Origin of the sequence: Pontibacter locisalis (assembly GCF_042684605.1) — a bacterium.
GTDB lineage: Bacteria > Bacteroidota > Bacteroidia > Cytophagales > Hymenobacteraceae > Pontibacter > Pontibacter locisalis.
In genome coordinates this window covers 33,611-56,678 of record NZ_JBHULU010000021.1, presented here as the reverse complement: position 1 = coordinate 56,678, position 23,068 = coordinate 33,611, and the positions used below count along the sequence as shown (strand labels likewise).

Sequence of the window (23,068 nt, the reverse complement as noted above, 5' to 3'; positions counted from 1 at the left end):
TAGCACTAGTCCTTCTTGACAGGCTTTAACTTCAGCTTTATAGTTTCAAGGTAAGGCTCCAGTTGTTTATAACTGGTAAGGGCACGTACCAAGCCAATGCTTTTAAGATCGTAGAGAAACCACACCTCTACATAAAAATCATGGAACCAGTAAAGGTCTATTTTACACCAGCCTTTGATGCGATGATGAACGTAATGCCCCTGCTCCAGCACCAGATCAGCCTGCAGGAATGGTGAAAGTTCATTAAAATCTTTGGCGCTAATCATAACTCTAATCTACACAACCCAACATACATTAAAAAAGGCTGCATTTAGGCAGCCTTTATAGTTTAACGTAATTTTTCAGACTTTGGTCTAGTTAAGGTGTAACGTGTACAACTCAAATCTATTGGAGGCAAAACTCCAATGAGATGATGAAGGGTGAATTTCTACTCCGTCCTCGTCCATAATCGTGATAGCAAACCCGTCACCCTGGTTCAGGGGCTCCGTGAAATGCTTCACAGGGTACACCTTTCCTTCCTCTACCCACTCTTCAGGTTCGAAGGCAGGCATCGACGCATCTACGCACTTTGCGAAGACCGCCATGTAGCTCGGTGGCACAAATAAATTAACCATATAAAACAAACTTTACCGAAAGATAAAAAATTCCTGCAAAACAGGAAACGGATCTGCTTTTTTTTGAAGCTACCTGTATGATACCATCAAAAACCATGCCCTGTACATCAAGAAGATTTGAAAGTTTAATTACGGTATATTCCTATTTGCCAACTAGCAAAGCTTCTGTACTTTCTGATTTTGTAAGACATTCTAACAGCTTCTTTCACCCTTTAGACGTACTAACATATCTGACAAAGATTCATTATCTTTAATTATATACTTTGCTTATGGCGACGTTCAAAAGAAATCACTTCGGTAGCAGCAGACACACCTTCCATGTTGCTCCTCGTGTGTGGGGGCTCAAGACGATATTTGTCAACCTTTACTTTGTAGCTAACCCGAATGGCTCCTGGGTCTTAGTTGATACTGGGGTGAAAGGATTTGCTCAGCAGATTAAAGACGCGGCAGATGAAATTTTTGGAGAAAACAGCAGACCGGAAGCTATTTTACTGACACACGGTCACTTCGATCATGTTGGCACAGTAAAGGAACTGGCCGAACAGTGGGACGTACCGGTTTATGCCCATCCGATGGAGTTCCCTTACCTTACCGGGCTTTCCAGTTACCCACCACCAGACTCTAGTGTAGGCGGTGGAGCGATGGCGTATATGTCTTTTGTGTATCCTAAAAAGCCTATCAACATTAAAAACAGGCTGGAATTGTTACCACCAGATGGGTCTGTTCCTGCTCTTGAAGGCTGGCATTGGATTTATACACCAGGCCACAGCCCGGGGCACGTTTCTTTTTATAGAGAAGAAGACAAGGTTCTACTTGCAGGCGATGCTTTTGTGACGCGTGATGGGGAATCAGCTATTGCCGTAGTAACAGAGAAACGCGAAGTGCATGGGCCTCCTGCGTATTTTACCTCTGATTGGGGCGCTGCTCACCGTTCTGTGGATACGCTCTGTAACCTTAGTCCAGAAGTAGCAGCCACCGGACATGGCATGCCTATGAGAGGGAGGGAATTACGCTGGCAGCTGGAAGATCTGGTAAAAGAGTTCTGGATAAGAGCAGTGCCTGAACACGGCCGTTATGTACATGAACCTGCTGTAACCGATGAGCGTGGTATTATATCCTTGCCTCCTGCTGTAAATATCTCGCCACCTAAGATACTTGCCGTGGCCGGTGCCGTGGCTGTAGCCGGGCTTGTTTGGGCTACAATCAACAAGAAGAATAACAAAGCTCGCCAAAGCGACTATGTACAGCAACAGCAGCATCCATCAAAAAACCGACCTTATTCGCATAACAGGGTAATAACAGGGTTCCCACCTACCGTTGACCCTGAACATGATGATCCGGATGCACACACCAATAATTATCCTTAAAATAAACAGGCCAGATGGTTTAATCCTTCTGGCCTGTTTCCTTTAGTAAGTGAGCTTTCCTTGATCAATCTTTTGACCCTTTGCCTGAGCCGCTTTTCTTGCCTCCGCCATCTTGTTTATTTACGGTAGCCCAGGCTCTTTTCTCGGCTTCTTTGTGGCTTACGCCACGATCTTCATAACTATCTTCAATATGTTGCGCTTTTCTTTTTTGCTTATCTGTGTAAGCTGATTTATCTCCTTTTGACATAGCTTTCATTCTTTTAGTTACACATTATACTGCACTACTTGTTATAGCGCATTCTCCTATTTTTACGAGCCACACGGGTATTTAGGTTAAGTTAAGACGTATAGCAGCAATTGCAGTTGGCTTGCAAAAGAATAGCAAAGCATAAGTAGTAGTTTATTTATACTTTTACCCAATCAAACTTCAAATCAACAGCATGCAAATTGTATTTAACTGGAGTGGAGGTAAAGATTCTGCCTTATGCCTTTACCATACTCTTAAGGAGCAGCAGTATAAGGTACAGCTGCTGCTGACTACGCTGAGCAGTACCACCAACAGAATCACCATGCATGGGGTGCGACAGGACCTTTTAGAGCAGCAGTCAGTTAGTTTAAGTATTCCGTTAAAACAGGTAATGCTATCAGAGAGTGCTTCCATAGCTTCCTATAATAACCTGATGCATCAAACTATGCTGGGGCTTAAAGAACAAGGAATCTCACACGCTATCTTCGGCGACATAAACCTGGAGGACCTGCGCCAGTACCGCGAGCAGCAATTGGCACAAGTTGGCATAGAGGCTGTGTTCCCGCTATGGGGCAGGCCGACAAAGGAGCTGGTACAGGAGTTTATAGATTTAGGATTCAAAGCTGTGGTAGTAAGTGTAAATGCCAGGTTACTGGACGAGTCGTTCGTGGGCCGTATATTGGACAACAGTTTCTTAAACGATTTGCCAGAAGGCGTAGACCCTGCAGGCGAAAACGGCGAGTACCATACCTTTGTATTTGACGGTCCTCTATTCAAAAGACCAATAAAGTATACTTTAGGAGAGAAGGTTTTGAAAACCTATGGCGCACCAGCGGATGCTTCTGACAATTGTTTTAAAGAGGAAGACAAACAAGTTTATGACACCAGTTTCTGGTTCTGCGATCTGATACCTTCACACTAAATATAAAAGCCCGGCAAGGTTACCTGCCGGGCTTTTGTGTTTAGGTGGTAGTCTTCTAATAAAAAGTTTTCTGCACTTTAATCTGGTTATAAGCTGCAAACACGCCAAGGCCACCCTGCACATTACTATAGATCTGCCGTGGTTCAGCAAAGGGGTTACCCCCATCATTTTCCTGACTCAACACTGTTTGATGGTACTGATAATATGCCCTATCAGTAACGGCAAGCACAGCAACAACATTTATGGGTTTCGGTGCATGATCCGGATCCCCGCTAGTAATAGTGAATTCTGGAGAATGCAATATGTTCCCATCCTGCTTGGCATCTCCTATAAATATCTTTGAGTTATCTGTATAGGCCGCCTCATGCTGTGTCTCGATAACAGGAGGATAGCCATAAGTGTACTTATAGGTGCGATAACTGACAAGGTGGTAGTAGTTTTCAACCCCGGGAGCATCCTGCCATTTAAAGCTTATCTTATGCAGGTTCATTGGATAACCATAGTTCACCATAGGAGTAACATTATAGTTGAGCTCCGTAACACGAATGCCAGTAAGTAAAGGTACTGTACAAACGGCTTCCGCTTTATCTCCTGACGGTGTTGTTACTTTAAGAAAATAGGACTTCCCTGCCACTACAGGCAAAGAGTTCTTTGAAGTAAAGTATTTATCATGTGCTGTATGATAGGTCAGATTTACTGTCTGGCTACCATCCGATATGGTAACAGTGGCGTCAGTAACTTTCAATTCTTCATAGCTACTTTGCTTTCCGATAGCAGGCTGTGTTCGCCTTAGCTCTACTGCCAGGGCAGTATCCTGCGGCGATATAAAACTTGTAACCACCAGCATGGGTGTTGTACTCATATCAAAATTAGCCACATCTTTCTCGCAGCCTTGCAAGGTGACTGCTATGAGAGCAAGCCCTGCTAACAAAAATTTATGCAATTTCATAATGTCTTATCTTAAGATTAACCGGACTTAAAATTTGAAGCCATAGCTTACTGATGGTATAATAGGGAATAGTGTCACCTGTTTCAGCTTGGTTTCCGACTCATATTTGTCACCGTTATAATGAGTTTCACCATCCAGATAATAGATAAAAGGATTTCTGCGATTATAGGCATTGTAAATGCTTATTTCCCAGGTACGCTCTCCCCACGTCTTCTTTTTGTGGAACTGTATACCTAAGTCAAGCCGGTGATAAGGAGCCATACGATGCCCGTTCATAGGCCCGTAGTGAGTGGTATTCATACCCCAGAAGTTGTGTCCTCCTCCTGTTTCACTTCGCGATGGATTGTTCCTGGGAGCTTGCCAGGTACCCATTGGCATTGTTATAGCGTTACCTGTTCCATATACCCATGTGCCTGAAAGGGTAATATGCTCCCGTAACTTATAAATTCCCACCAGGGAGGCGTCATGACGACGATCGTAACGGGCATAATACTTCTGCCCGAAGTTCAGCGAATCAAATTGCAACTGCGTCCACGATAAGGTATAGCCTACCCAGCCCGAGAAGCGCCCTACCTTTTTCTGTAACAGAAGCTCTACACCATAAGACCAACCCTGGCCCTTGGTAATGTTGTCCTCCCAGCTAACGTTTTCAGCTGATTCCGGATCTTCCAGCAGCAGAAAGCTTGCTCCTTCCTTATACCCGATGATGTCGTCTGATTTTTTGTAGTATCCTTCTACCGTTAGTGCAACATCCCGCTCCAGAAAATCTTTAGCAAAGCCCACTGCTACCTGCGTAGATTGCTGTGGAGCTACTTTACGAGTGGTCGGCACCCACAGGTCTGTCGGTAGTCCAATACCAGTATTAGTGAGCAGGTGTACGTACTGGTTCATCTGAGAAAAAGATCCTTTCACAGCCAGATCCTCTTTCAGGTTAAAGGATGCTGAAAGTCTGGGCTCCGGTTTAAAGTACTGCTTGCCTTTAGCATAGAAATGGCTAAGACGTAACCCTCCATTCAGGCGGAGACGCGCGAAAGGTCTGTAGGTATCCTCCAGGTATATGGCAGATTCTACTACATCAATATTTTCGATGTTGCTTTCATACTTATCAACTTCTGTATCTTTTACAACCAGGGCACTTGGCCTGAAGCGATGGAAAGTGCTTTGTAAACCTGCTCTGATGGAGTGCTGTGGGTTTGGCAGAAAGTCCAGATCATACTTTAGGCCAATGTCATGGATACCTGAAGAGTAACGCAGACTGTATTCCGTGTCATTATCCTCTTCGTCAGAGAAGATGTTGAACTGATAGCGACTGAAGATAACTGAGGTGTTAGAGAACAGCCTGTCGTTGAAAAGGTGGTTCCATCGTAAGGTACCAGTGGCATTTCCCCAATTGAGTCCGGCTTTACTAAAACCCTCCTGATCTTCTTCTTTATAAGAAAACCTGTCTTCTCCAAAGTAGCCACTTAGATAGAGTTTGTTCTTCCTCCCAAAGTCATAATTTATTTTAGTGTTAAGGTCATAAAAATAGAAGCCAGGGCGTTCATCTTTTTCAAGAAAGGGCCTTGCGACCACGTCGGCATACGTACGGCGGCCTGAGATAAGAAACGATGACTTCCCTTTTTTCAGGGGGCCCTCCAACATGAACCGTGAGGACAACAGGCCAACACCACCTTCGCCATGCAGTTCTTCTTTGTTACCGTCCTTCATATTCAATTCAATTACAGAAGATAAGCGTCCACCATAACGTGCCGGAAAGCCACCTTTCGTAAGCTCCACGCTCTTAAGGGCATCACCGTTAAATAAGGAAAAGAAACCAAACAAGTGCGAGGCGTTATATACTGTAGCATCATCCAGTATGATCAGGTTTTGATCGGGGCCACCGCCACGCACGTAAATACCGCTGTTACCCTCGCTGCCAGACTGCACCCCCGGCATCAACTGGAGCACCTTCATCACATCTTTCTCACCAAGCAGCGCCGGCACACTTTTAATCTGAGCGACAGGAATTTCCAGCTTGCTCATCTCCACTGCCTGACTCACCTTTTCCACTCTCTCGGCTACTATTTCCACCTCTTTAAGCGTAGCCTCCGACTGTAGGTCAATATTAAGCTCTACATTCTGCCGCAGAGATATTTTTCTAAATTCAGACCTATACCCAAGATATCCGAAGGCAAGTGACACAGAGTCGGAAGCGGGTAGAGTTAAGGAATAAAATCCGTAGGTGTTGGTGCTAGTACTGATTACTGTACCAGGCAGATACACGCTCACGCCGATAAGTTGTTCGCCGCTGCCCTTCTCACGCACATACCCACTGATGGTATGCTTGTTTTGGGCAAAGGCCATGCTGATGCAGCTAATAAGAAGCAAGAGCGTAAACAGTTTCTTCATAGAACTTTAATTGAAATATTTGACAAAAATATTGAATGATCCGGCAGCAACACATATGCCAAGCATTAATTTTAAAAATATTTAGTGAACACATTATTAAATGTTTGTACACTGATAAACATCATAAAGTAAGGGTGAGTAAAACCTTACAACTTAAGCAACCAAAGCATGGAGAAAGTAAAGTATGACTACCGGGATAAGGTAGTGCTAGTCACAGGGGGTACATCTGGTATAGGCTTGGCCACAGCTCAAATGTTTGCCTTAGCCGGGGCCAAACTTATAATTACAGGCCGTGATGAAGAGAGGGCAAAGGCAGTGATGAAAAAGGCATCCTTTCAGCCCGATTTTATTCGCACAAACAACAGTCACCCAGATGAAATTCTCGAATTATTTCAGAAGATAAGGCACAAGTATAACAAGTTGGATGTGGCGGTTAACAACGCTGCGGACGAAACTGGAATAGGAAAGCCGCTCCATGAATTCGAATTAACTGACTTTGAGGAAGCGATGGCGGCAAATCTGAGAGGTGTTTGGCTCTGCATGCAACAGGAAATACGCATGATGCTGGAGCAGCAATCTGCGGGAGGAGCAATTGTAAATGTATCCAGCATAAACGGCTTAGGTGGAGCTCCTGGAGGTGGCCTTTACTCTGCTGCCAAAGCTGGAGTGATCGCCATGGCCAAGTCTTCTGCCCAGGAGTTGGCAACAAATAACATCCGGATAAATGTTTTAGCCCCAGGCGCTCATAACACACCCATGCTGCAGGATATGTTCCGGATGCAATCAGGGGGTGATACTGCAAAAGAACAGGAGGTGCGGCAGATGTACCTCAATTTTATTCCCCAAAAGCGATTAGGAGATCCGGCCGAGGCAGCCGCTGCCATACTCTGGCTATGTTCAGATGCTGCCAGTTACGTTACCGGCCACACCATGATCATAGATGGGGGCATGAGTGCCATGTTAAGGTAAGCTTTAATGATTCCACAATTTATTACCTACCTTTGTACCATGATTTCGATGAGGCAATTGTTTCTGAAGCACCAGGCCCAGACATCAGATTTTCCGCTGATGATTGAGGTAGAAAGAGCAGAGGGTGTGTATATGTATGGTACAGAAGGGCAACGCTACCTGGACCTTATTTCAGGCATAGGTGTAAGCAATGTTGGCCACCGGCATCCGAAAGTGCTAAGCGCCATACACGAGCAGTTGGAGAAGTATATGCACCTGATGGTATACGGTGAGTTTGTACAGGCTCCACAGGCAAAATTAGCTGAGGCTATTTGCAGCACTTTACCTGAAAGGTTAAACAATGTATACCTGCTTAACTCCGGCACCGAAGCCGTAGAGGGAGCTTTAAAGCTAGCAAAGCGTTACACTGGCCGTACCGAACTCATCTCATGCCGCAATGCCTACCATGGGTCCACACAGGGAGCCTTGTCAGTTAATGGCAGTGAGAACTTTAAGAATGCCTACCGCCCACTTTTACCCGATGTCCGCCACATTCAATATAACGTTCTCCCCGACTTACAGAATATTACGCACCGCACTGCCGCTGTAATTGTAGAAACGGTTCAGGGGGAAGCAGGTGTACGTATTTCGGCTAATGGGTATTTAAAGAAGTTACGCCACCGTTGTACGGAAGTGGGAGCTTTGCTTATACTGGATGAAATCCAGTGTGGTTTTGGCCGTACGGGTACTTTTTGGGCTTTCGAGCAATTTGGTATTGAACCGGATATTCTGCTTTGTGCCAAAGGAATGGGCGGAGGTATGCCTATCGGGGCGTTTATTGCGCCGCAGGAGATCATGGCTGTATTTAAAAACGACCCTATACTGGGCCATTTGACTACCTTTGGCGGGCATCCCGTTTCCTGTGCTGCCTCTCTTGCCACACTTCAAACTATTCAGGAAGAAAACCTGCTTGAAAACGTGGCACAGAAAGCGGAGTTGTTTAAGAAGTTATTGGTGCACCCACGCATAAAAGAAATAAGAAATTGTGGGCTGATGATGGCTGCTGAATTTGAGTCTTTTGAAGTATTAAAAGCAGTAATTGACCGTGCGATCCTGAATGGTGTGTTAACTGACTGGTTCCTGTTCTGTGATAACTCCATGCGCATTGCTCCTCCCCTGACCATCACGGAAAAACAGATTCGGGAGGCCTGCCAGGTAATTTTACAATCTATAGAAGAAGCGTTGGCAATGCAGAAATAATTTCTCAAATTCACCACCACTCCGGTGCACTGTACGTAAAAGCCGGAGCTGTACTTGCCTCTTAAGTATAGCCCTATTCGCTGCCTTTATGGAAATTGCCCTGGTGCTAACGCTGCTGGTAATCGCAGTGGTACTCTTTGCCACTGAAGTGCTCTCGATCGAACTCGTGACGCTTATCATGCTTATTATTCTCGCCAGTACACGGATTATATCAGCAGAAGAAGCCTTTGATGGTTTTAGCAGCGACTTCATTATCATAATTGCTTCTATTTTTATACTTAGTGCTGCCCTGCAGGAAACCGGGATCCTCGATTTTGTAGTAGTGCGGCTCGTGCGTCTTGCCAGGCAAAGCAACAACCTCATGCTGTTCATGGTGATGCTTATTTCTGGTGTTGTGTCAGCTTTTATGAACAACACTACCGTTACAGCCATGTTTGTAACACCGCTTGTGGGGTTATCAAAACGCATAAACCAGAGTACGTCCAAAATTTTGATGCCTCTTGCCTTTGCCTCTATACTTGGGGGCACCTGTACCTTGATTGGTACTTCAACAAACGTAGCAGTTAGCGGCTACATCGCCAAAGAAGGACTACCACCCATTGGTTTATTTGAAATCACAGGCATTGGAGTGGCTATTTTTGCTGTTGGTCTGTTATACATGATGACGATCGGCCAGCGCCTGTTGCCCAGCCATCATGATCAGCAGTTAGCCGAGGAATACAAACTGCAGAAATACTTGACAGAAATCCTTGTAAATCCTGATTCCCCACTTATCGGGCAATTGGTGTTTGCCTCTGATCTTACCTCTCTCAATTTCAGAATGCTCAATATCATCCGGGGCAAAGACAATTTCCTGCCCGACTTCCGCACGCGTATACGGGCTAACGACATCTTACTGGTGGAAGGTGACTTAGATAACCTGATAAAGGTGAAGGAGACAAAGGGTATTCAGATTATGGCTGATGCCATTCTTTCTAAAGACCTGGTAACAGATAACATCCGGCTCGGAGAGATGCTGGTTATTCGAAATTCGAACCTGATAGGCAGAACGGTGAAGGAAGTAGAATTTCTTCGGCGTTACGGACTTGTGGTAATCGCTATCTCAAGACATGGGGAAAACCTCCGTACCAAAATCGGCAGCATTCAGCTACAACTCGGCGACTTGCTACTGGTACAAGGATCTGCTCATAGCTTTGAACAACTACGGCAGTCAAACAACCTGGCCTTATTGGATGAATTTCAACCTATCCTTTTTAAGAAGCGGAAAGGTATTGTTGCTATAGCCTGCTTTCTGATAGCCATCGTAGCTGGTTCTATGAACCTGCTGCCTCTATCAATTGCCTTTCTGCTGGCAGCCGTTTGCAGCATATTGTTCAGGTGCATCAGTACCGATAAAGCTTATGCAGCTATAGATTGGCGCTTACTTATCCTCATTGGCGGAATGACGGCCTTTGGTACAGCCATGGAAAATTCAGGAGCGGCAGACTTTCTTGCAGAGGGCATTGTAAATATGATGGGCTCTTTTGGCAAACTAGCAGTACTGGCGGGTTTTGTGATATTAACAGTACTCTTAACCCAGCCCATGTCTAACGCTGCCGCGGCTTTAGTGATTGTACCCGTAGCACTTCGCACTGCTGCAGAGTTAAATGCAGACCCAAGGGCTTTTGCAATTGCCATTATGTTAGCAGCTTCTGTTTCGTTGGTCACCCCATTTGAACCAGCCTGTATCCTTGTTTATAGCCCGGGCAAATATCACTTTTGGGATTTTATAAAGGTAGGGTTTCCCCTAACGCTTTTGCTTATAGTTGTTATAATGCTTCTTGTACCTGTCTTCTGGCCAATGTAACAGCTTTCCCTGATTAGCAGTAAGCAATAGTCAAATAAGGAAATCATGAAAGACAATCTTAAAATACTCTGCACATTTCTTCTTCTCCTGGCAGGTTCCTGTACCCCAAAAAATGAAGAAGTAAAAGATGAGCAAGTGGAAATAGGACCACCTGCCGAGGCGCTGGACTCTATAGCGGATACAAAAAAGGATGCTGTTAAAACAGACGAAAATGAAATATCTCCTACCATGCCCTTACCCCCTCCGGTGCTAAGACTCCTTTCAGAGCGGTACCCTGGCTTTAAGCAGCCTGAGTTGTCTGAAGAAGCCAGAGAGTTAGCTATCCAGCACGACCAGGGGCCATTCATTGTTCGTGGAGATTTAAACGCAGACAATAACCAGGATTATGCCCTACAGCTGCAGCAAGGGAAAAGTGTGATCATCGTGGCTCTGACAGATGCAGGTAACGGGAACTGGAATGTTTATGAACTGCAACGTGACATTCTTTTTAATGACCGTGGAAAACTTAAAAGCTTGTATTACCTCTACCTCACAGAAGCAGGTGAAGAATTTATAAACTCTGAGACCAATGAAGAATTTGAAATAGCACAGGACGCTGTTTCTGTAGGAATGGAAGGAGAAGCTGTAACGTATGTTTATACTAATGGGAAGTTTACCCAATATACACCTGTAGAGAAGTAAGCAGACAGAACTTAATACAGGCTGACATACAGTAAGACAGCAGCAACGGCTGCACCAGTGCCAAGTGTAAAGGCTAGTTTGCCTACTTTGGAAGACTGAAGAATCTCAGAATCGGAGAAGTAGTACTTGTTAAGGTAAATGTGAAGCATAAAGAAAAGCAGAGCCAGTACAAAACTTATAAACCAGAACATGCCAAAGCGTACAATAAAGTCGATTGGTAAATCACCATAATGGCTCCTCATTGTTACTTTATCACGCACCAGAAAATAAGAGCCTAAGGCAAGCAGAGCACAGCTGTAAACAAAAAACAACAGCTTATGGTAAGAATGTATCCTCCTCATTTTTTAAGATAATCTAAAAACGTATGACTATGGGCAGTAACACAGCTGGCAAGTCTCATTAGTTAAGAAAAGACTGCGCCTCCTGTTTTATACGCTCACGCGTAAGTCCGTCTTTCACTCCCGTAGATATTTTGCGAACCAGCACGCCCACCACTGCTTTTTTAAAGCCTAACCTGGCAGCCATGTTTATACAGAACTCCATCTCACTTTCATCCACTATACCATCGGCAAGCATCATCTCCACTAAATCATAAATCTGATCGAATCTTTCAGAATCATTGGTTGGCAATTGAGCTTCAGATTTATCAGAACCTGAAATGAGGTTTCGTACCTCACTCGCCTTCATGCCATTTTTGGTCCCTATTGAGATGATAAAATTTATTTCGGCAGGATCAACATGTCCATCAATCTTTGCCAGTGCTCCTAAATTAGCAATATGGCTTTTTAACTTTTTTGTCTCCTCACTTTCAAAAAAACCAAACATATGTTGCCCCTTTTATTGTAATAAAGTCATTGTAAATCAAGATGAGCATATCTCATTCTAATCAGAAAATATGCTTAAATGGCTGCAGAAATAGTAAATTTTATTGTGCAACACAGCCTACAAAATGCTAGTATTGTAACTACCGCTATAGCATACGGTTTTCTCTATTTATAGAGACATGCTTTTGTAGCTTTTTTTATATTTTTGATCTTAAAGTGTCGATCCTTCGGTAAATTTGTGCAACAGTAACGCTAGTCCGAAGTCTGTACTCCTAATAACGATTTTGTTAAGCAAAACATTATCAGATTATTAAGCTAGTAAAATATTTATAGAATGAAAAGAATTGGAGTTTTTACTTCCGGCGGTGACTCACCGGGCATGAATGCATGTATCCGGGCAGTAGTGCGTGCTGCTGTGCATCAGGGAGTAGAAGTGTATGGGATAACGCGTGGGTATAGAGGAATGATAAAAGGTGAGATTACCCGCCTGGAGTCTAACTCTGTCAGCAATACGATACAGAAAGGCGGTACAATGCTCCGCTCAGCCAGAAGTAAAGAGTTCATGACCAAAGAAGGACGTCGTGAGGCATACGCACAGCTTAAGAAATTTGGTATTGAGGGACTGGTTGCCATTGGCGGAGACGGAACGTTTACAGGAGCAAATATTTTTTGCGAGGAGTTTGGTATTCCTATCATCGGAGCTCCTGGCACCATAGACAACGACCTTTATGGCACAGACTATACTATCGGTTATGATACTGCTGTAAATACCGCACTAGACGCTATTGATAAGATTCGTGACACGGCTGACAGCCATGACAGAGTATTTTTTATTGAAGTGATGGGACGTGACTCGGGTTACATTGCTATTCCTTGTGCTATTGGTGGCGGCGCAGAAATAGTTATGATTCCGGAAGCAGAAACGTCTATTCAAACAGTAGTAGATACGCTTAGAACAGGCTGGGACCGCTCTAAAACATCCTTTATAGTAATTGTTGCAGAGGGCGACGAAGCAGGTAATGCAACTGAGGTTGCATCGGAAGTACAGAAAGCACTTCCTTACATGGATGCCCGTGTTACTATCCTGGGGCATGTGCAGCGGGGAGGTTCTCCTACCGCCGCCGACCGTTTATTAGCTAGCCGCTTGGGCATAGCCTGTGTGGAGGGCCTTTTGGAAGGACGCAAAAATGTAATGGCAGGCATTGTAGACTCTAAACTGGTGTACACTCCATTTATCGAAACTATTACAAAACAAAAAATCATCAATCCCCACTTTATACAGATGGTAAACATACTTTCTGTGTAGTACTTCTGCACTTTAAGAGCTGTTACTGTACCATTATCCAAAACACCGACAAAATCAACAATTTAATAATCAACTAGATACACAAACAACCCCCTTTCCTTCCTATCTATATTCATACAAATCCGTAAAAGCAGAGCACAGATAATTATTAATATTAATAATAGTTCTTTATCGCTACTGCTAAACATATCGGAAAGATTACCCTGAAAAGTATACTCTGGCTGCTCGCTATTGTAATAGGTATTGTCATACTTATTGTCATAGCGCTTCAGTTTTCGGGAGTTCAGAATTTTGTTGCTCAAAAGGCTGCCAATTACTTAGAAAACACCCTTAACACCCAAGTAGATATTGGAAGATTCACCACTGACTGGCGAAACACCTTTGTATTAAAGGATGTTTATGTGGAAGACCAGCAACAGGACACGCTATGGTATTCGGAGCGCCTAGGGGTTGATATGGCAATACTAAGCCTTTTATCAGGTGAATTAAACATATCAAACATTAACCTGGATAAGGCAACCGTTAAGCTCCACATTCGGGAAGACAGCACCACCAACTATGATTTCATTTTGGATGCCTTTGCCACCGACACTGCCGCCGCACAACCTGCTGATACCACAGCAGCAATGGCAATAGACATCGGCACAGTCAATCTGGAACAGGTGTACTTTGTTTTAAAAGATGAAGCTGGCGGTAATTTTGTCCGCACCCGGATTGGCCAGTTGAAGGCATCTATGGAGGAGATTAACCTGGATAAGCAGCGTTATCTTATAGACGAAGTTGAGCTGGAAAACACCTGGGTAGACTACGAACAAACTAAACTCCCTCCCGAAACAGAAGATTCTGAGCCTCTGGACCTAGATTTCGGCCTTAACCGGGTGGCACTTGAAAATGTAAAGCTAAAGTATGTTAGCAGGCCTGCAGATCAGCGCATAGAGCTTGATTTAGGAAAATCAGAGTTGATCGCTGATAATATTGATCTAAAGGAAGCCAGGATCGACCTAAAAAGTTTTGCTTTACAAAACACTGATGTTATATACGTTCAGCAAAAGTATAAGCCTGTTGACTCCCTAGCTGTAAATCCTGCCAAAACCGCTGAGGAGCTAGATCAGTCTGTAGAAGAGGCTGCAGGTCAACCCATGGATTGGGTATTAACTTTAGGGGAGCTAGATGTAAACAACTTAGATGTAGCTTTTGATAACTTCAATGTTCCAAAGCAGGCGGAAGGCATGGACTATGATCACCTGAAATTTACAGATATAGTTATAGATGCCGAAGACATTTTCTACAGCCTGAACCAATACCGGGCAGACATTAACCAGCTGACGCTGGAGGAGCAGGGAGGCTTTGAACTGATAAACCTGCAGGCGCTTGTAGAGGTGGACGAAAACAGCGCCAGTCTCACAAACCTGGATTTAAGAACGAAAAACAGCTTCATTCAAAGCGATCTGGCCATGACTTACCCTTCGCTGGAGGCTATAACAGAAAAACCTGCGCAAGTTGGTGTCAGAGCTGATATCAACAGGAGTTATATCGGCATGCAGGATATAAAGCAACTGTTCCCAGAGGTTGCGGCAAATCCTTCTTTTAGAAAAATAGCAGGCTCAACAGTAAATGTAACAGCCAAAGTAACAGGCACTCTTGAAAACCTGCAGCTGGAGAATCTTCAGTTGGCAGGATTACAGAACACAAACGTGGATGTGAGCGGAGAGATCCGCAACGCAATGGACCCCGATAACCTATACCTCGACCTTGATATTGGTCGCCTGACAACAACCCGTACTGACATAGAGGCTTTGTTACCGGCTGAAACTATTCCAGAAGGATTCAGGCTTCCCAATGAAATAAGCCTGCAAGGAAACTACAAGGGTTCCTTAACTTCCTTTGATGCAAACACAGAGCTTAAAAGTTCTTTTGGTGATCTCAATCTGGACATCGACACACAGGAAAACGGTCGTTTTACGGCCTCCGCCAGTTCCAGTGGTTTCAATCTGAACCAGCTTTTCACTGATAGCTTAGGTCTAGGCGAAATTGCTTTCTCAGCCAACGCCTCGGGCACAAATTTGATGGACCCCGACGCTCTGGAAGCTACTGTGGATGCTCAGATCGGGCGTTTTACCTACAACAACTATACATATAATGATATTACTGTTGATGCGGATATTAACAGAGGCATCTATGATGTTGATGCTGTATCGAGAGACGAAAATCTGGCATTCACACTGGATGGGAAGTTTAACCTGCGCGATACACTGCAGCCTGCCTATACTTTCGATCTCGCTCTGAGGGAGGCAAACCTGGGTGTTCTTAATTTCTACCCTGAGCCCCTCTCTGTAAAAGGTCAATTTAAGGGAACATTTACCGGAGCAGATGCTAGTACAATCAGCGGAAGGCTTACTGGTGATGAGCTGGTAATACGGCACAACAACAAGGCTTACCCTGTCGACTCATTGCTGCTTACACTAGAGCAGAGCGGAGAGATGGCCAGTTTGGATCTTGCCTCAGATGTAGTGGATGCTGAAATGCAATTTGAAAACTCCTTGGCTACGCTGCCTACCGCCCTGCAGAAGTATTTCTCAAATTACTTTGACCTGCAGCCAGACCCACCCTACCCAGCCGATGTGAACCTGCAAGACTTTACCGCTACCATTGATCTGAAGAAGACAGGTGTGATCACCTCGTTTGTGCCGGGGCTGGAACAATTGCAAACAGCCGGCCCTATAACGGCTGTTTATGATGGCGGCACCAATCAACTGAAGCTGGATGGAAATATCAGCAAAGTAGTTTATACAGACTATACTTTACAAAACATTGACCTGGAGATGCGCGGTAACAGAGAACGATTGGCTTATAAAGTTGACCTGCAAAAGCTTATATCGCCATCGCTTAAGGTTAATAACGCCACACTGGAGGGTGCAGCCCGTGACGACAACCTGCAGGTAAAACTAACTGTTGCCGGCTCCGACACTACCGACACTAACTTTATGCTAGGTGGTATCTTTAACAGCCTGGGCGAAGGCTACCGCTTCACGTTTCAGCCTGACGAGGTGATCATTAATGGAGATCTATGGAATGTACCGGAGGATAACTCACTGCAGTTTGACACGGATTTCATTTACGCGAATAACATTGTACTTCAACGAAACAACAGTTCATTGTCATTGAACAGCACAGGTCCCGTTGGGCCTGGTGCACCTTTGCAGGTGAATATACAAAACTTTGACCTGGGTTACCTGATGGCATCTTTCCAGCCAAGCGATAGCCTGCTGCTAGACGGTACGCTTAACGGAGAAGCTACTGTACAAAATTTGTTATCAGGCACTTTAAGCTTTACCTCCGACCTAGAAATAACAGACTTTACTTACGAAGGAGTGCCTGTCGGGAACCTGGCCCTGGAGGCAAACAGCACTGGCGGCAACCGCTATAACATTGATGCCGCACTTACCGGTAACAGCAATCAGGTAAATATAGCCGGCTTTATGGAAACACAACCCAATGCCACGCTCCTCAATCTCAACGCCAACATAGATCGCCTCAACCTGGCTTCGCTGGAGGGCTTTACCGCAGGTTTGGTCAAGGATATGGGCGGGCTGGCCAGAGGTGATCTTGAAATAACCGGTACCCTTGACAATCCTGAAATTATCGGGCCGCTATACTTCGACCAGGCTCAGTTCAATATCACCGAGCTCGGATCCTTGTTCACGTTGGAAAATGAGCGGCTCCTGCTCACTGAAGAAGGGATTCGCTTCCCGAACTTCACCATCACTGATTCACTCGGAAACGACTTGGTAGTAGAAGGCAGGATACTTACGGAAACTTACACAGACTTTCAGTTCGACCTGGAAGTGGATGCGGAGCGTTTTCTTGTGCTCAATTCTACCGCTGCAGATAATGACTTGTACTACGGTACTGTATTCGTTGACGCCGAGGCTACTATAACGGGTGATATGGCAGTGCCTGTTATACAAATTGATGCGCGGGTGCTTGATGGATCAGAATTTACGACTGTGATACCGGCAGACCAAATAGGTGCCGCCGAACGTGAGGGCATTGTAGAATTTGTAGACCTCAATCCTGAGATGACCCGCATCATTGGCGGGCAAATGAAACAAGACACTGTAGAAGTCACAGGTTTTCAGGGGGTTGATTTGGAAGCGCGGATAACTATAACCGAGGCCACACCTATTACCATTATCATCGATCCACTAACAGGTGATCAGCTTACCGTGCGCGGAACCGCTGATCCGCTATTCATAGGTATGCAGCCAAGCGGAGAAATCAACATGAATGGCCGCTACACAGCAACAGAAGGCAAGTACAGTATGGAGTTTTACGACATTGCTTCCCGTGAACTAGAGATTGTCGAGGGCAGCTATATCAACTGGAATGGTGACCCGCTGCAAGCTATCATGGACATTACGGCGATCTATACTGTAGAGGCAGCACCACAGGAGCTTGTGTCCTCACAGGCCGGCGGCACGCTTGACCCTGTATTGAGGAATCAGGTACCGTTCCAGGTGCTTGTGTATGTGGAGGGTGAGCTATTAACACCGGAAATAAGTTTTGATATTCAGCTGCCAGAGGAAGAAAGAGGAGGTGTGCCACCAATTGTAGTAAGTAGTTTGGAAGCGCTGCGACAGGATGAGTCGCAGCAAAACAAGCAAGTATTCGCACTGCTGGTGCTTGGCCGTTTCCTGGCTCCTGACCCTCTTGCAAGCTCCGGGGGCGGGTTTGAAGGCACGGCTCGAAACAGCCTGGGCGGTGTACTCACCGACCAGCTTAACCAATTAACTAACCGCTACGCCGGAGGTTTAGGCCTGGAACTCGGAATTGATTCTTATCAGGACTATTCATCCGGGTCAGCTCAGGGCCGCACAGACCTGAATGTGGCGCTAAGCCAGCAGTTCCTCAACGACAGGCTAACAGTACGGGTCGGTACTGACATTGGTCTAGAGGGCGGCAGTCAGGCGAACCAAACGATGAGTGGCTTTGGCGGAGATATTTCGGTAGAGTATTCATTAACTGAAGACGGACGGCTTCGTGTCAGGGCCTTCCAGCGCAACCAGTACGAAGGCATTATAGAGGGAGGCGATGTGCGGGCTACTGGTGTGTCACTTATATATGTACGTGAATACAACAACTTTTCTGACCTGTTCCGTAGCCTGGAAGCCCGCCGTGCCCGAGAAGCGGAGCGTAAGTTAGAAGAAGCTCAGAAAACTGAAGAAGAGCTTCAATAAGCAAGTATACGTTAAGTTAAATATGATAAAAGATCGACCTCGGATAAGACTTTACTATATTTCCATGCTGCCACTGGTTCTGGCGTTTATATTTTTCTCGGGCTGCAACGTAACCAAAACAGTACCGGAGAACGATGCCTTGTTCACTGGTTACAATGTGACTGTAAAAGGTGAGAAAGACAGCAGCAACCGCTCCGCAGACCTCGAGACAGAACTAAGTGCCACCGTGCGCCCGGAGCCAAACGCCTCCATCCTTGGCTGGCGCCCTAAATTGGGTATCTACAACGCCTTCTATACTGAAAAGGAGAAAGGGATCAAGCACTGGATCATGACCAAGTTGGGAGAACCGCCTGTGCTGCTTTCAGAGGTAGACACTGGAAGTATTAGCACGGTTATGAGCAACCGCCTCCACAACCGGGGTTACTTCAACAACACTGTTAGCAGCAGCGCTACTATAGAGAAAAAAAAAGCTACCATCGATTGGACCGCCCGTGTGGGAGAGCCTTACCGCCTGCGCAACATTAAATATACCTGGCACGACTCCCTGCAAGTACAGGAAGCCATTGAACAGGTAGAACCAGAGTCACTATTACAGCCAGGTGACCCCTATGACCTGAGTGTGATGACGCAGGAGCGTATTAGGATAGCTGGAGACCTTAAAAACAAAGGCTACTACTTTTTCAGCCCCGAACTCCTTATTTACAGCGTGGACACTACTGTGGGTAACCGTCAAGCGGACGTACTGTTGCGAATAAAGCGAGCCGCCCCCGCCCGGGCACTAAAGCCTTATAGTTTAGATGATATTTACATCTTCGCTAACTATTCAATGGGCGACAGTCTCTCTGTGAGGGACACTATTGACTACAAGGGTTACCATTACATCCCAAATGAAAACTATGTACGGGCACGCCACCTGCTGCGCAATGTATTTCTGGAGCATGACAGTCTCTACACTCGCCAGGAGCACCTGCTTACCGTTAAGCGCCTGAACAGCCTTTCTGCTTACAAGTTTGTGAACATTGATTATGAGGTCGATACATTAAACAACAATGAGTTGGATGCCTTTATATACCTTACCCCTGCCCTAAAGAAGTCTTTGCGGGCCGAGGTTAAAATGGTGACTAAATCCAATGGCTTCGCAGGGCCAGGCCTCAGTGTGTCCTTCCGGAACCGAAATGCCTTCAAAGGTTCTGAACTGCTAATCGTAGAGTTTACGGGAAGTACGGAATCTCAAATAGGAGGAAGAGGTACTGGAGAGGCTCCTGAAGGGGTAGAGGATGTAGATAATACAGATTTAACTTCTTACGAGTTGGGGGTACAGACCACTCTTGCCATACCGCGTATCGTGTCGCCGTTCAATATTCGAAACCTCCGTACAGAGTTTTCGCCGCAAACCCGGATTGGCCTCGGGTTTAATTTCCTGAGCCGTGCTGGCTTTTACCAGCTCAACTCTTACAATGCCTCCTATGCCTATAACTGGCGCCCCAAAGAAGAACTGACTTTTGACGTAACCCCTATCAACTTGCAATTTGTGAGGTTAGCCAGCACCACTGATGCATTCGAAGCAGTACTGGAAGACGCCCCCTTCCTGCGTCGCAGCTTTGAGAACCAGTTTATCATCGGCTCTATTTACCAGGCTACCTACAGCACCCAAATGCACACAGACCGCACTAGCCTACTATTCGATAGGCTAACGCTGGACCTGTCGGGTAATCTGGTGAGCGGGGTACAGTCTCTGATCGGTGCTGAATCACCTACGGATGATGACCCACGCACCATCATCGGCCAACCATACTCACAGTACGTACTCCTGGACAATGACTTCAGGTACTACCTCAATATTGGGGAAGAGAGCCAACTTGTAGCAAGGCTGGTTACAGGTATAGGCTATTCTTACGGAAACTCTTCCACGCTACCTTATGTGAAGCAGTTCGCAGTGGGTGGCCCTAACAGCCTCAGGGCGTTCCGGGCACGCAGTGTTGGCCCAGGCGCTTATGATGCAGATGAAACTGCTTTCTCCTTCTTTGACCAAACTGGCGATATCAGGCTGGAAAGTAATTTAGAATACCGCTTTCCAATTTTTGGTTTTTTTAAAGGTGCCGTGTTTGTGGATGCAGGCAATGTGTGGATGCTGCGTCAGGAGTTTAATGATAAAGGAGAGCCTGCCCGACCTGGAGGTGTTTTTGACTCCAGCACTTTCCTTAGGCAATTAGCCGTGGGCACAGGCTTTGGTTTGCGTATTGACATCGAATTCTTCGTCATCCGATTGGATGTTGGCATACCTGTACGTATACCATACCTGCCTAGAGGAGAACGCTTCGTACTCGGTGACTTTGATGGCAGCTTTAGTGGTGAAAATGGTATGGTTTTGAATATCGCGATAGGCTATCCTTTCTAGGGATGCCTATTCCCCTATTTGTTCATTAATGAACATAACGATCTCCTCCCACTGCTGCGGATGAAACCAGGAGTACTCCTCCGGATTTTTGTTAAACCACGTGAGCTGCCGCTTGGCATAGCGGCGGCTGTTGCGCTTTAGCAGACGCACCGCTTCCGCCCAATTGTAACTGCCCTCTAAGTAATCGAATATCTCTTTGTAGCCTACCGTTTGCAGGGCATTGTGTTGCTTGTAGGGGTACAAGGACTTTACTTCATCCAACAGTCCCTGCTCCAGCATCAGGTCCATACGCGCGTCTATGCGCTGGTAAAGCTCCGTCCGATCCCGGTTCAGCGCGATTTTGATAATATTAAAAGGCCGTTCCTGCTTTTCACTCTTCCGGTACGAGGAATAAGGCAAGCCCCCGGAAAGGGACACTTCCAGCGCCCTTATGACCCGCTGAGGATTTGCTTTATCTACTTGTTCGAAATAAAGTGGGTCGAGCTGCTGCAGCTTATCAAGCAGCGGCTGTAAGCCCTCCTTCTCATACATTCCTACCAGTTCCTCACGCACCTGCGGGTTAACCTCCGGCATCTCGTCCATTCCTTCCAGCACAGCACGTACATACAATCCGGATCCGCCTGTCAGGATTACCACGTCATGTTCCTGAAATAACTTATCCAGCAGAGTCAGCACATCAGCCTCAAAAGTTCCTGCACTATATTCTTCCTTTATACTATGGGAATCAATAAAGTAATGCTTTACACCCTGCTGTTCTTCTGGGGTAGGTTTCGCCGTACCTATACTCATCTCCTTATAAAACTGACGGGAATCAGCTGAGACGATGTCTGTTTTGTAATGTTTGGCTAGTTGCACGCAAAGATCCGTTTTACCCACGGCTGTAGGACCTACTACCACAATCAGGTGCTTCTGCTTTTTTATACTTGCCATAGTCTGTTGTAAAATGAAATAAGCTTCTGCTCTTCCTGTTGCCAGTTCAGTTCTTGTCTGGCTGCAGTACAATTTGCCTGTAGTTCCTGGTAAAGCGTATCATCAGTTAACAGTTGCTCTAGCTTTTCCCTGATCTCCTGAACATCAAGCTTTGTTAACAGGCCTACTTTATATTTATCGTTCAGTTGCCTATACTCCGGGAAATCGATTACCAGTTGTGGAACCTCTGCCTGCATGTAATCAAAAAACTTGTTTGCCAGGGAATAGTAATAACTAAGGCCCTTGTTCTCGAGCAGCATTGTACCTACACGGCTACTACGGGTAATAGCTAGAAGATCTTTTGGCAGCACCTGCCCCTTAAACTCAACCTTGTGCGAAATCTGCAGTTCTTCCGCCAGTACTTTTAACTGAGGCATAACGTCTCCGTCTCCGCAGATGATGAGCCTGGCATCTAATCCTACCATTGCCTGGAACAGTGGCTCCAGTCCTCTACCTGCGTTCACAACTCCCTGGTACAAGATAGTTCTCGGGTATTTTACAGCAGGTTCAAGCGGCCGCAGCACAGGCATATTTCTTATTACCTCAACCTTTGTGTTGTACTTCTGATAAAATACATCTGCTATAGATTGTGTTACTGTGTAGGCATGATTTGTCCGGGTAAGGATAAACTTTTCGATGGCTGTCCAGACTGATTTTACGAGCTTCCTGTCTGTAACCTCTATCACTTCCGGGAAGTACTCATGTGCATCGTACACGAACGGCACCTTCTTTCTTTTTGCCTGAAAATAGACCGGCAACACTGTATCCAGGTCTATTGCACAGAGAGCATGAAAATTACGGCCGTGCAGGTACAGATACAACCGTAACATGTACTCGAGGTAAAAAAGCTTACCACTGTTAAACCAACATTTAAGCCTGTGCTGCTTAAATGGCTGTTGCTGTAACGGTCTAGAATTCCTCTTCTCTCTGCCTAATAACTCTACCTCATACCCCTGCTTTGCAAGCGACCCACAAATGCGCTGCATGCGCTGGTCGTGGTTCAGGTCGCTTGTAACGGCAAAAAAGAGTTTTTTCATGTAGGTGAGGCCGGTTTTTATGTCAAAAAAAGCACCAACTGCGGCCGGATGTTGTTTATTAACAGCAGAGATAGT

The 23,068-nt window shown here is 45.7% G+C and carries 18 protein-coding genes; 9 read left to right on the top strand and 9 right to left on the bottom strand.

The genetic code is table 11. The annotated features are described in order from the left end of the window. Positions 1-5: 5 nt before the first annotated feature. Positions 6-266, bottom strand: coding sequence for a hypothetical protein (locus ACFSRY_RS14275; protein WP_377508956.1), 261 nt, complete (start codon positions 264-266; stop codon positions 6-8). A gap of 87 nt (positions 267-353) precedes the next feature. Continuing rightward, positions 354-614 carry a hypothetical protein gene (locus ACFSRY_RS14270; RefSeq protein ID WP_377508953.1) on the bottom strand — a complete coding sequence of 87 codons (261 nt, stop codon included), beginning with the start codon at positions 612-614 and terminating at the stop codon, positions 354-356. Positions 615-883: 269 nt separating this feature from the next. Here ACFSRY_RS14270 and ACFSRY_RS14265 point away from each other — a divergent pair, with 269 nt between their 5' ends. Next, a complete protein-coding gene (locus ACFSRY_RS14265) occupies positions 884-1,981 on the top strand; it encodes an MBL fold metallo-hydrolase (RefSeq protein WP_377508950.1) in 1,098 nt (365 codons plus the stop codon). Positions 1,982-2,045: 64 nt separating this feature from the next. Here ACFSRY_RS14265 and ACFSRY_RS14260 read toward each other — a convergent pair whose 3' ends face one another. After that, positions 2,046-2,228, bottom strand: a complete 183-nt coding sequence (locus ACFSRY_RS14260) for a hypothetical protein (RefSeq protein WP_377508946.1) — start codon at positions 2,226-2,228, stop codon at positions 2,046-2,048. A 193-nt stretch (positions 2,229-2,421) separates the two neighbouring features. On the opposite strand from ACFSRY_RS14260, the gene ACFSRY_RS14255 reads away from it, so the two are divergent. Continuing rightward, on the top strand, positions 2,422-3,150 hold the full coding sequence (locus ACFSRY_RS14255; protein ID WP_377508943.1) for a Dph6-related ATP pyrophosphatase: 729 nt from the start codon (positions 2,422-2,424) through the stop codon (positions 3,148-3,150). A 55-nt stretch (positions 3,151-3,205) separates the two neighbouring features. On the opposite strand, the gene ACFSRY_RS14250 is transcribed toward ACFSRY_RS14255, so the two are convergent. Both ACFSRY_RS14250 and ACFSRY_RS14245 read right to left on the bottom strand, forming a co-directional pair. Then, positions 3,206-4,099, bottom strand: a complete 894-nt coding sequence (locus ACFSRY_RS14250) for a DUF4249 domain-containing protein (RefSeq protein ID WP_377508940.1) — start codon at positions 4,097-4,099, stop codon at positions 3,206-3,208. A 27-nt stretch (positions 4,100-4,126) separates the two neighbouring features. After that, the gene (locus ACFSRY_RS14245; RefSeq protein ID WP_377508937.1) at positions 4,127-6,487 is read right to left on the bottom strand and encodes a TonB-dependent receptor; all 2,361 of its coding nucleotides are present in this window, start codon (positions 6,485-6,487) and stop codon (positions 4,127-4,129) included. A 168-nt stretch (positions 6,488-6,655) separates the two neighbouring features. Between ACFSRY_RS14245 and ACFSRY_RS14240 the strand changes: the two genes are divergently transcribed. From ACFSRY_RS14240 to ACFSRY_RS14225, 4 genes are all read left to right on the top strand, one after another. Further along, on the top strand, positions 6,656-7,456 hold the full coding sequence (locus ACFSRY_RS14240; protein ID WP_377508934.1) for an SDR family NAD(P)-dependent oxidoreductase: 801 nt from the start codon (positions 6,656-6,658) through the stop codon (positions 7,454-7,456). Positions 7,457-7,498: 42 nt separating this feature from the next. Next, the gene (locus tag ACFSRY_RS14235) at positions 7,499-8,695 is read left to right on the top strand and encodes an aspartate aminotransferase family protein (protein ID WP_377511194.1); all 1,197 of its coding nucleotides are present in this window, start codon (positions 7,499-7,501) and stop codon (positions 8,693-8,695) included. A gap of 88 nt (positions 8,696-8,783) precedes the next feature. Next, the gene (locus ACFSRY_RS14230; protein ID WP_377508931.1) at positions 8,784-10,541 is read left to right on the top strand and encodes an SLC13 family permease; all 1,758 of its coding nucleotides are present in this window, start codon (positions 8,784-8,786) and stop codon (positions 10,539-10,541) included. A 45-nt stretch (positions 10,542-10,586) separates the two neighbouring features. Further along, on the top strand, positions 10,587-11,222 hold the full coding sequence (locus ACFSRY_RS14225; protein WP_377508928.1) for a hypothetical protein: 636 nt from the start codon (positions 10,587-10,589) through the stop codon (positions 11,220-11,222). An 11-nt stretch (positions 11,223-11,233) separates the two neighbouring features. Here ACFSRY_RS14225 and ACFSRY_RS14220 read toward each other — a convergent pair whose 3' ends face one another. Together ACFSRY_RS14220 and ACFSRY_RS14215 are read right to left on the bottom strand one after the other, a co-directional pair. Further along, entirely contained in the window at positions 11,234-11,563 is a 330-nt protein-coding gene (locus tag ACFSRY_RS14220) for a hypothetical protein (RefSeq protein ID WP_377508925.1), read from the bottom strand. Positions 11,564-11,621: 58 nt separating this feature from the next. After that, positions 11,622-12,047 (bottom strand): tellurite resistance TerB family protein, encoded by a 426-nt coding sequence (locus ACFSRY_RS14215; protein WP_377508922.1) that lies wholly within the window; start codon positions 12,045-12,047, stop codon positions 11,622-11,624. Between the two features lie 333 nt (positions 12,048-12,380). Between ACFSRY_RS14215 and pfkA the strand changes: the two genes are divergently transcribed. The 3 genes from pfkA to tamL all read left to right on the top strand — a co-directional run bounded on the left by pfkA (position 12,381) and on the right by tamL (position 20,987). Further along, positions 12,381-13,352, top strand: a complete 972-nt coding sequence (gene pfkA / locus ACFSRY_RS14210) for a 6-phosphofructokinase (protein ID WP_377508919.1) — start codon at positions 12,381-12,383, stop codon at positions 13,350-13,352. A 170-nt stretch (positions 13,353-13,522) separates the two neighbouring features. Then, positions 13,523-18,589, top strand: coding sequence for a translocation/assembly module TamB domain-containing protein (locus ACFSRY_RS14205; protein WP_377511191.1), 5,067 nt, complete (start codon positions 13,523-13,525; stop codon positions 18,587-18,589). A 22-nt stretch (positions 18,590-18,611) separates the two neighbouring features. Then, on the top strand, positions 18,612-20,987 hold the full coding sequence (tamL, locus tag ACFSRY_RS14200; protein WP_377508916.1) for a translocation and assembly module lipoprotein TamL: 2,376 nt from the start codon (positions 18,612-18,614) through the stop codon (positions 20,985-20,987). Positions 20,988-20,993: 6 nt separating this feature from the next. Here the strand turns inward: tamL and miaA are convergent, their stop codons facing one another. Both miaA and ACFSRY_RS14190 read right to left on the bottom strand, forming a co-directional pair. Further along, the gene (gene miaA / locus ACFSRY_RS14195; RefSeq protein WP_377508913.1) at positions 20,994-21,917 is read right to left on the bottom strand and encodes a tRNA (adenosine(37)-N6)-dimethylallyltransferase MiaA; all 924 of its coding nucleotides are present in this window, start codon (positions 21,915-21,917) and stop codon (positions 20,994-20,996) included. Further along, positions 21,905-22,993 carry a glycosyltransferase gene (locus tag ACFSRY_RS14190; protein ID WP_377508910.1) on the bottom strand — a complete coding sequence of 363 codons (1,089 nt, stop codon included), beginning with the start codon at positions 22,991-22,993 and terminating at the stop codon, positions 21,905-21,907. Before ACFSRY_RS14190 ends, miaA begins: the two co-directional genes overlap by 13 nt. Between the last annotated feature and the right edge of the window lie 75 nt (positions 22,994-23,068).

Coding starts and splice junctions, on each gene's coding strand:
- tamL (WP_377508916.1), top strand. CDS start 18,612: ATGATAAAAGATCGACCTCGGATAAGACTTTACTATATTTCCATGCTG.
- ACFSRY_RS14240 (WP_377508934.1), top strand. CDS start 6,656: ATGGAGAAAGTAAAGTATGACTACCGGGATAAGGTAGTGCTAGTCACA.
- miaA (WP_377508913.1), bottom strand. CDS start 21,917: ATGGCAAGTATAAAAAAGCAGAAGCACCTGATTGTGGTAGTAGGTCCT.
- ACFSRY_RS14270 (WP_377508953.1), bottom strand. CDS start 614: ATGGTTAATTTATTTGTGCCACCGAGCTACATGGCGGTCTTCGCAAAG.
- ACFSRY_RS14225 (WP_377508928.1), top strand. CDS start 10,587: ATGAAAGACAATCTTAAAATACTCTGCACATTTCTTCTTCTCCTGGCA.
- ACFSRY_RS14260 (WP_377508946.1), bottom strand. CDS start 2,228: ATGTCAAAAGGAGATAAATCAGCTTACACAGATAAGCAAAAAAGAAAA.
- ACFSRY_RS14220 (WP_377508925.1), bottom strand. CDS start 11,563: ATGAGGAGGATACATTCTTACCATAAGCTGTTGTTTTTTGTTTACAGC.
- ACFSRY_RS14230 (WP_377508931.1), top strand. CDS start 8,784: ATGGAAATTGCCCTGGTGCTAACGCTGCTGGTAATCGCAGTGGTACTC.
- ACFSRY_RS14215 (WP_377508922.1), bottom strand. CDS start 12,047: ATGTTTGGTTTTTTTGAAAGTGAGGAGACAAAAAAGTTAAAAAGCCAT.
- ACFSRY_RS14265 (WP_377508950.1), top strand. CDS start 884: ATGGCGACGTTCAAAAGAAATCACTTCGGTAGCAGCAGACACACCTTC.
- pfkA (WP_377508919.1), top strand. CDS start 12,381: ATGAAAAGAATTGGAGTTTTTACTTCCGGCGGTGACTCACCGGGCATG.
- ACFSRY_RS14275 (WP_377508956.1), bottom strand. CDS start 266: ATGATTAGCGCCAAAGATTTTAATGAACTTTCACCATTCCTGCAGGCT.
- ACFSRY_RS14250 (WP_377508940.1), bottom strand. CDS start 4,099: ATGAAATTGCATAAATTTTTGTTAGCAGGGCTTGCTCTCATAGCAGTC.
- ACFSRY_RS14255 (WP_377508943.1), top strand. CDS start 2,422: ATGCAAATTGTATTTAACTGGAGTGGAGGTAAAGATTCTGCCTTATGC.
- ACFSRY_RS14245 (WP_377508937.1), bottom strand. CDS start 6,487: ATGAAGAAACTGTTTACGCTCTTGCTTCTTATTAGCTGCATCAGCATG.
- ACFSRY_RS14190 (WP_377508910.1), bottom strand. CDS start 22,993: ATGAAAAAACTCTTTTTTGCCGTTACAAGCGACCTGAACCACGACCAG.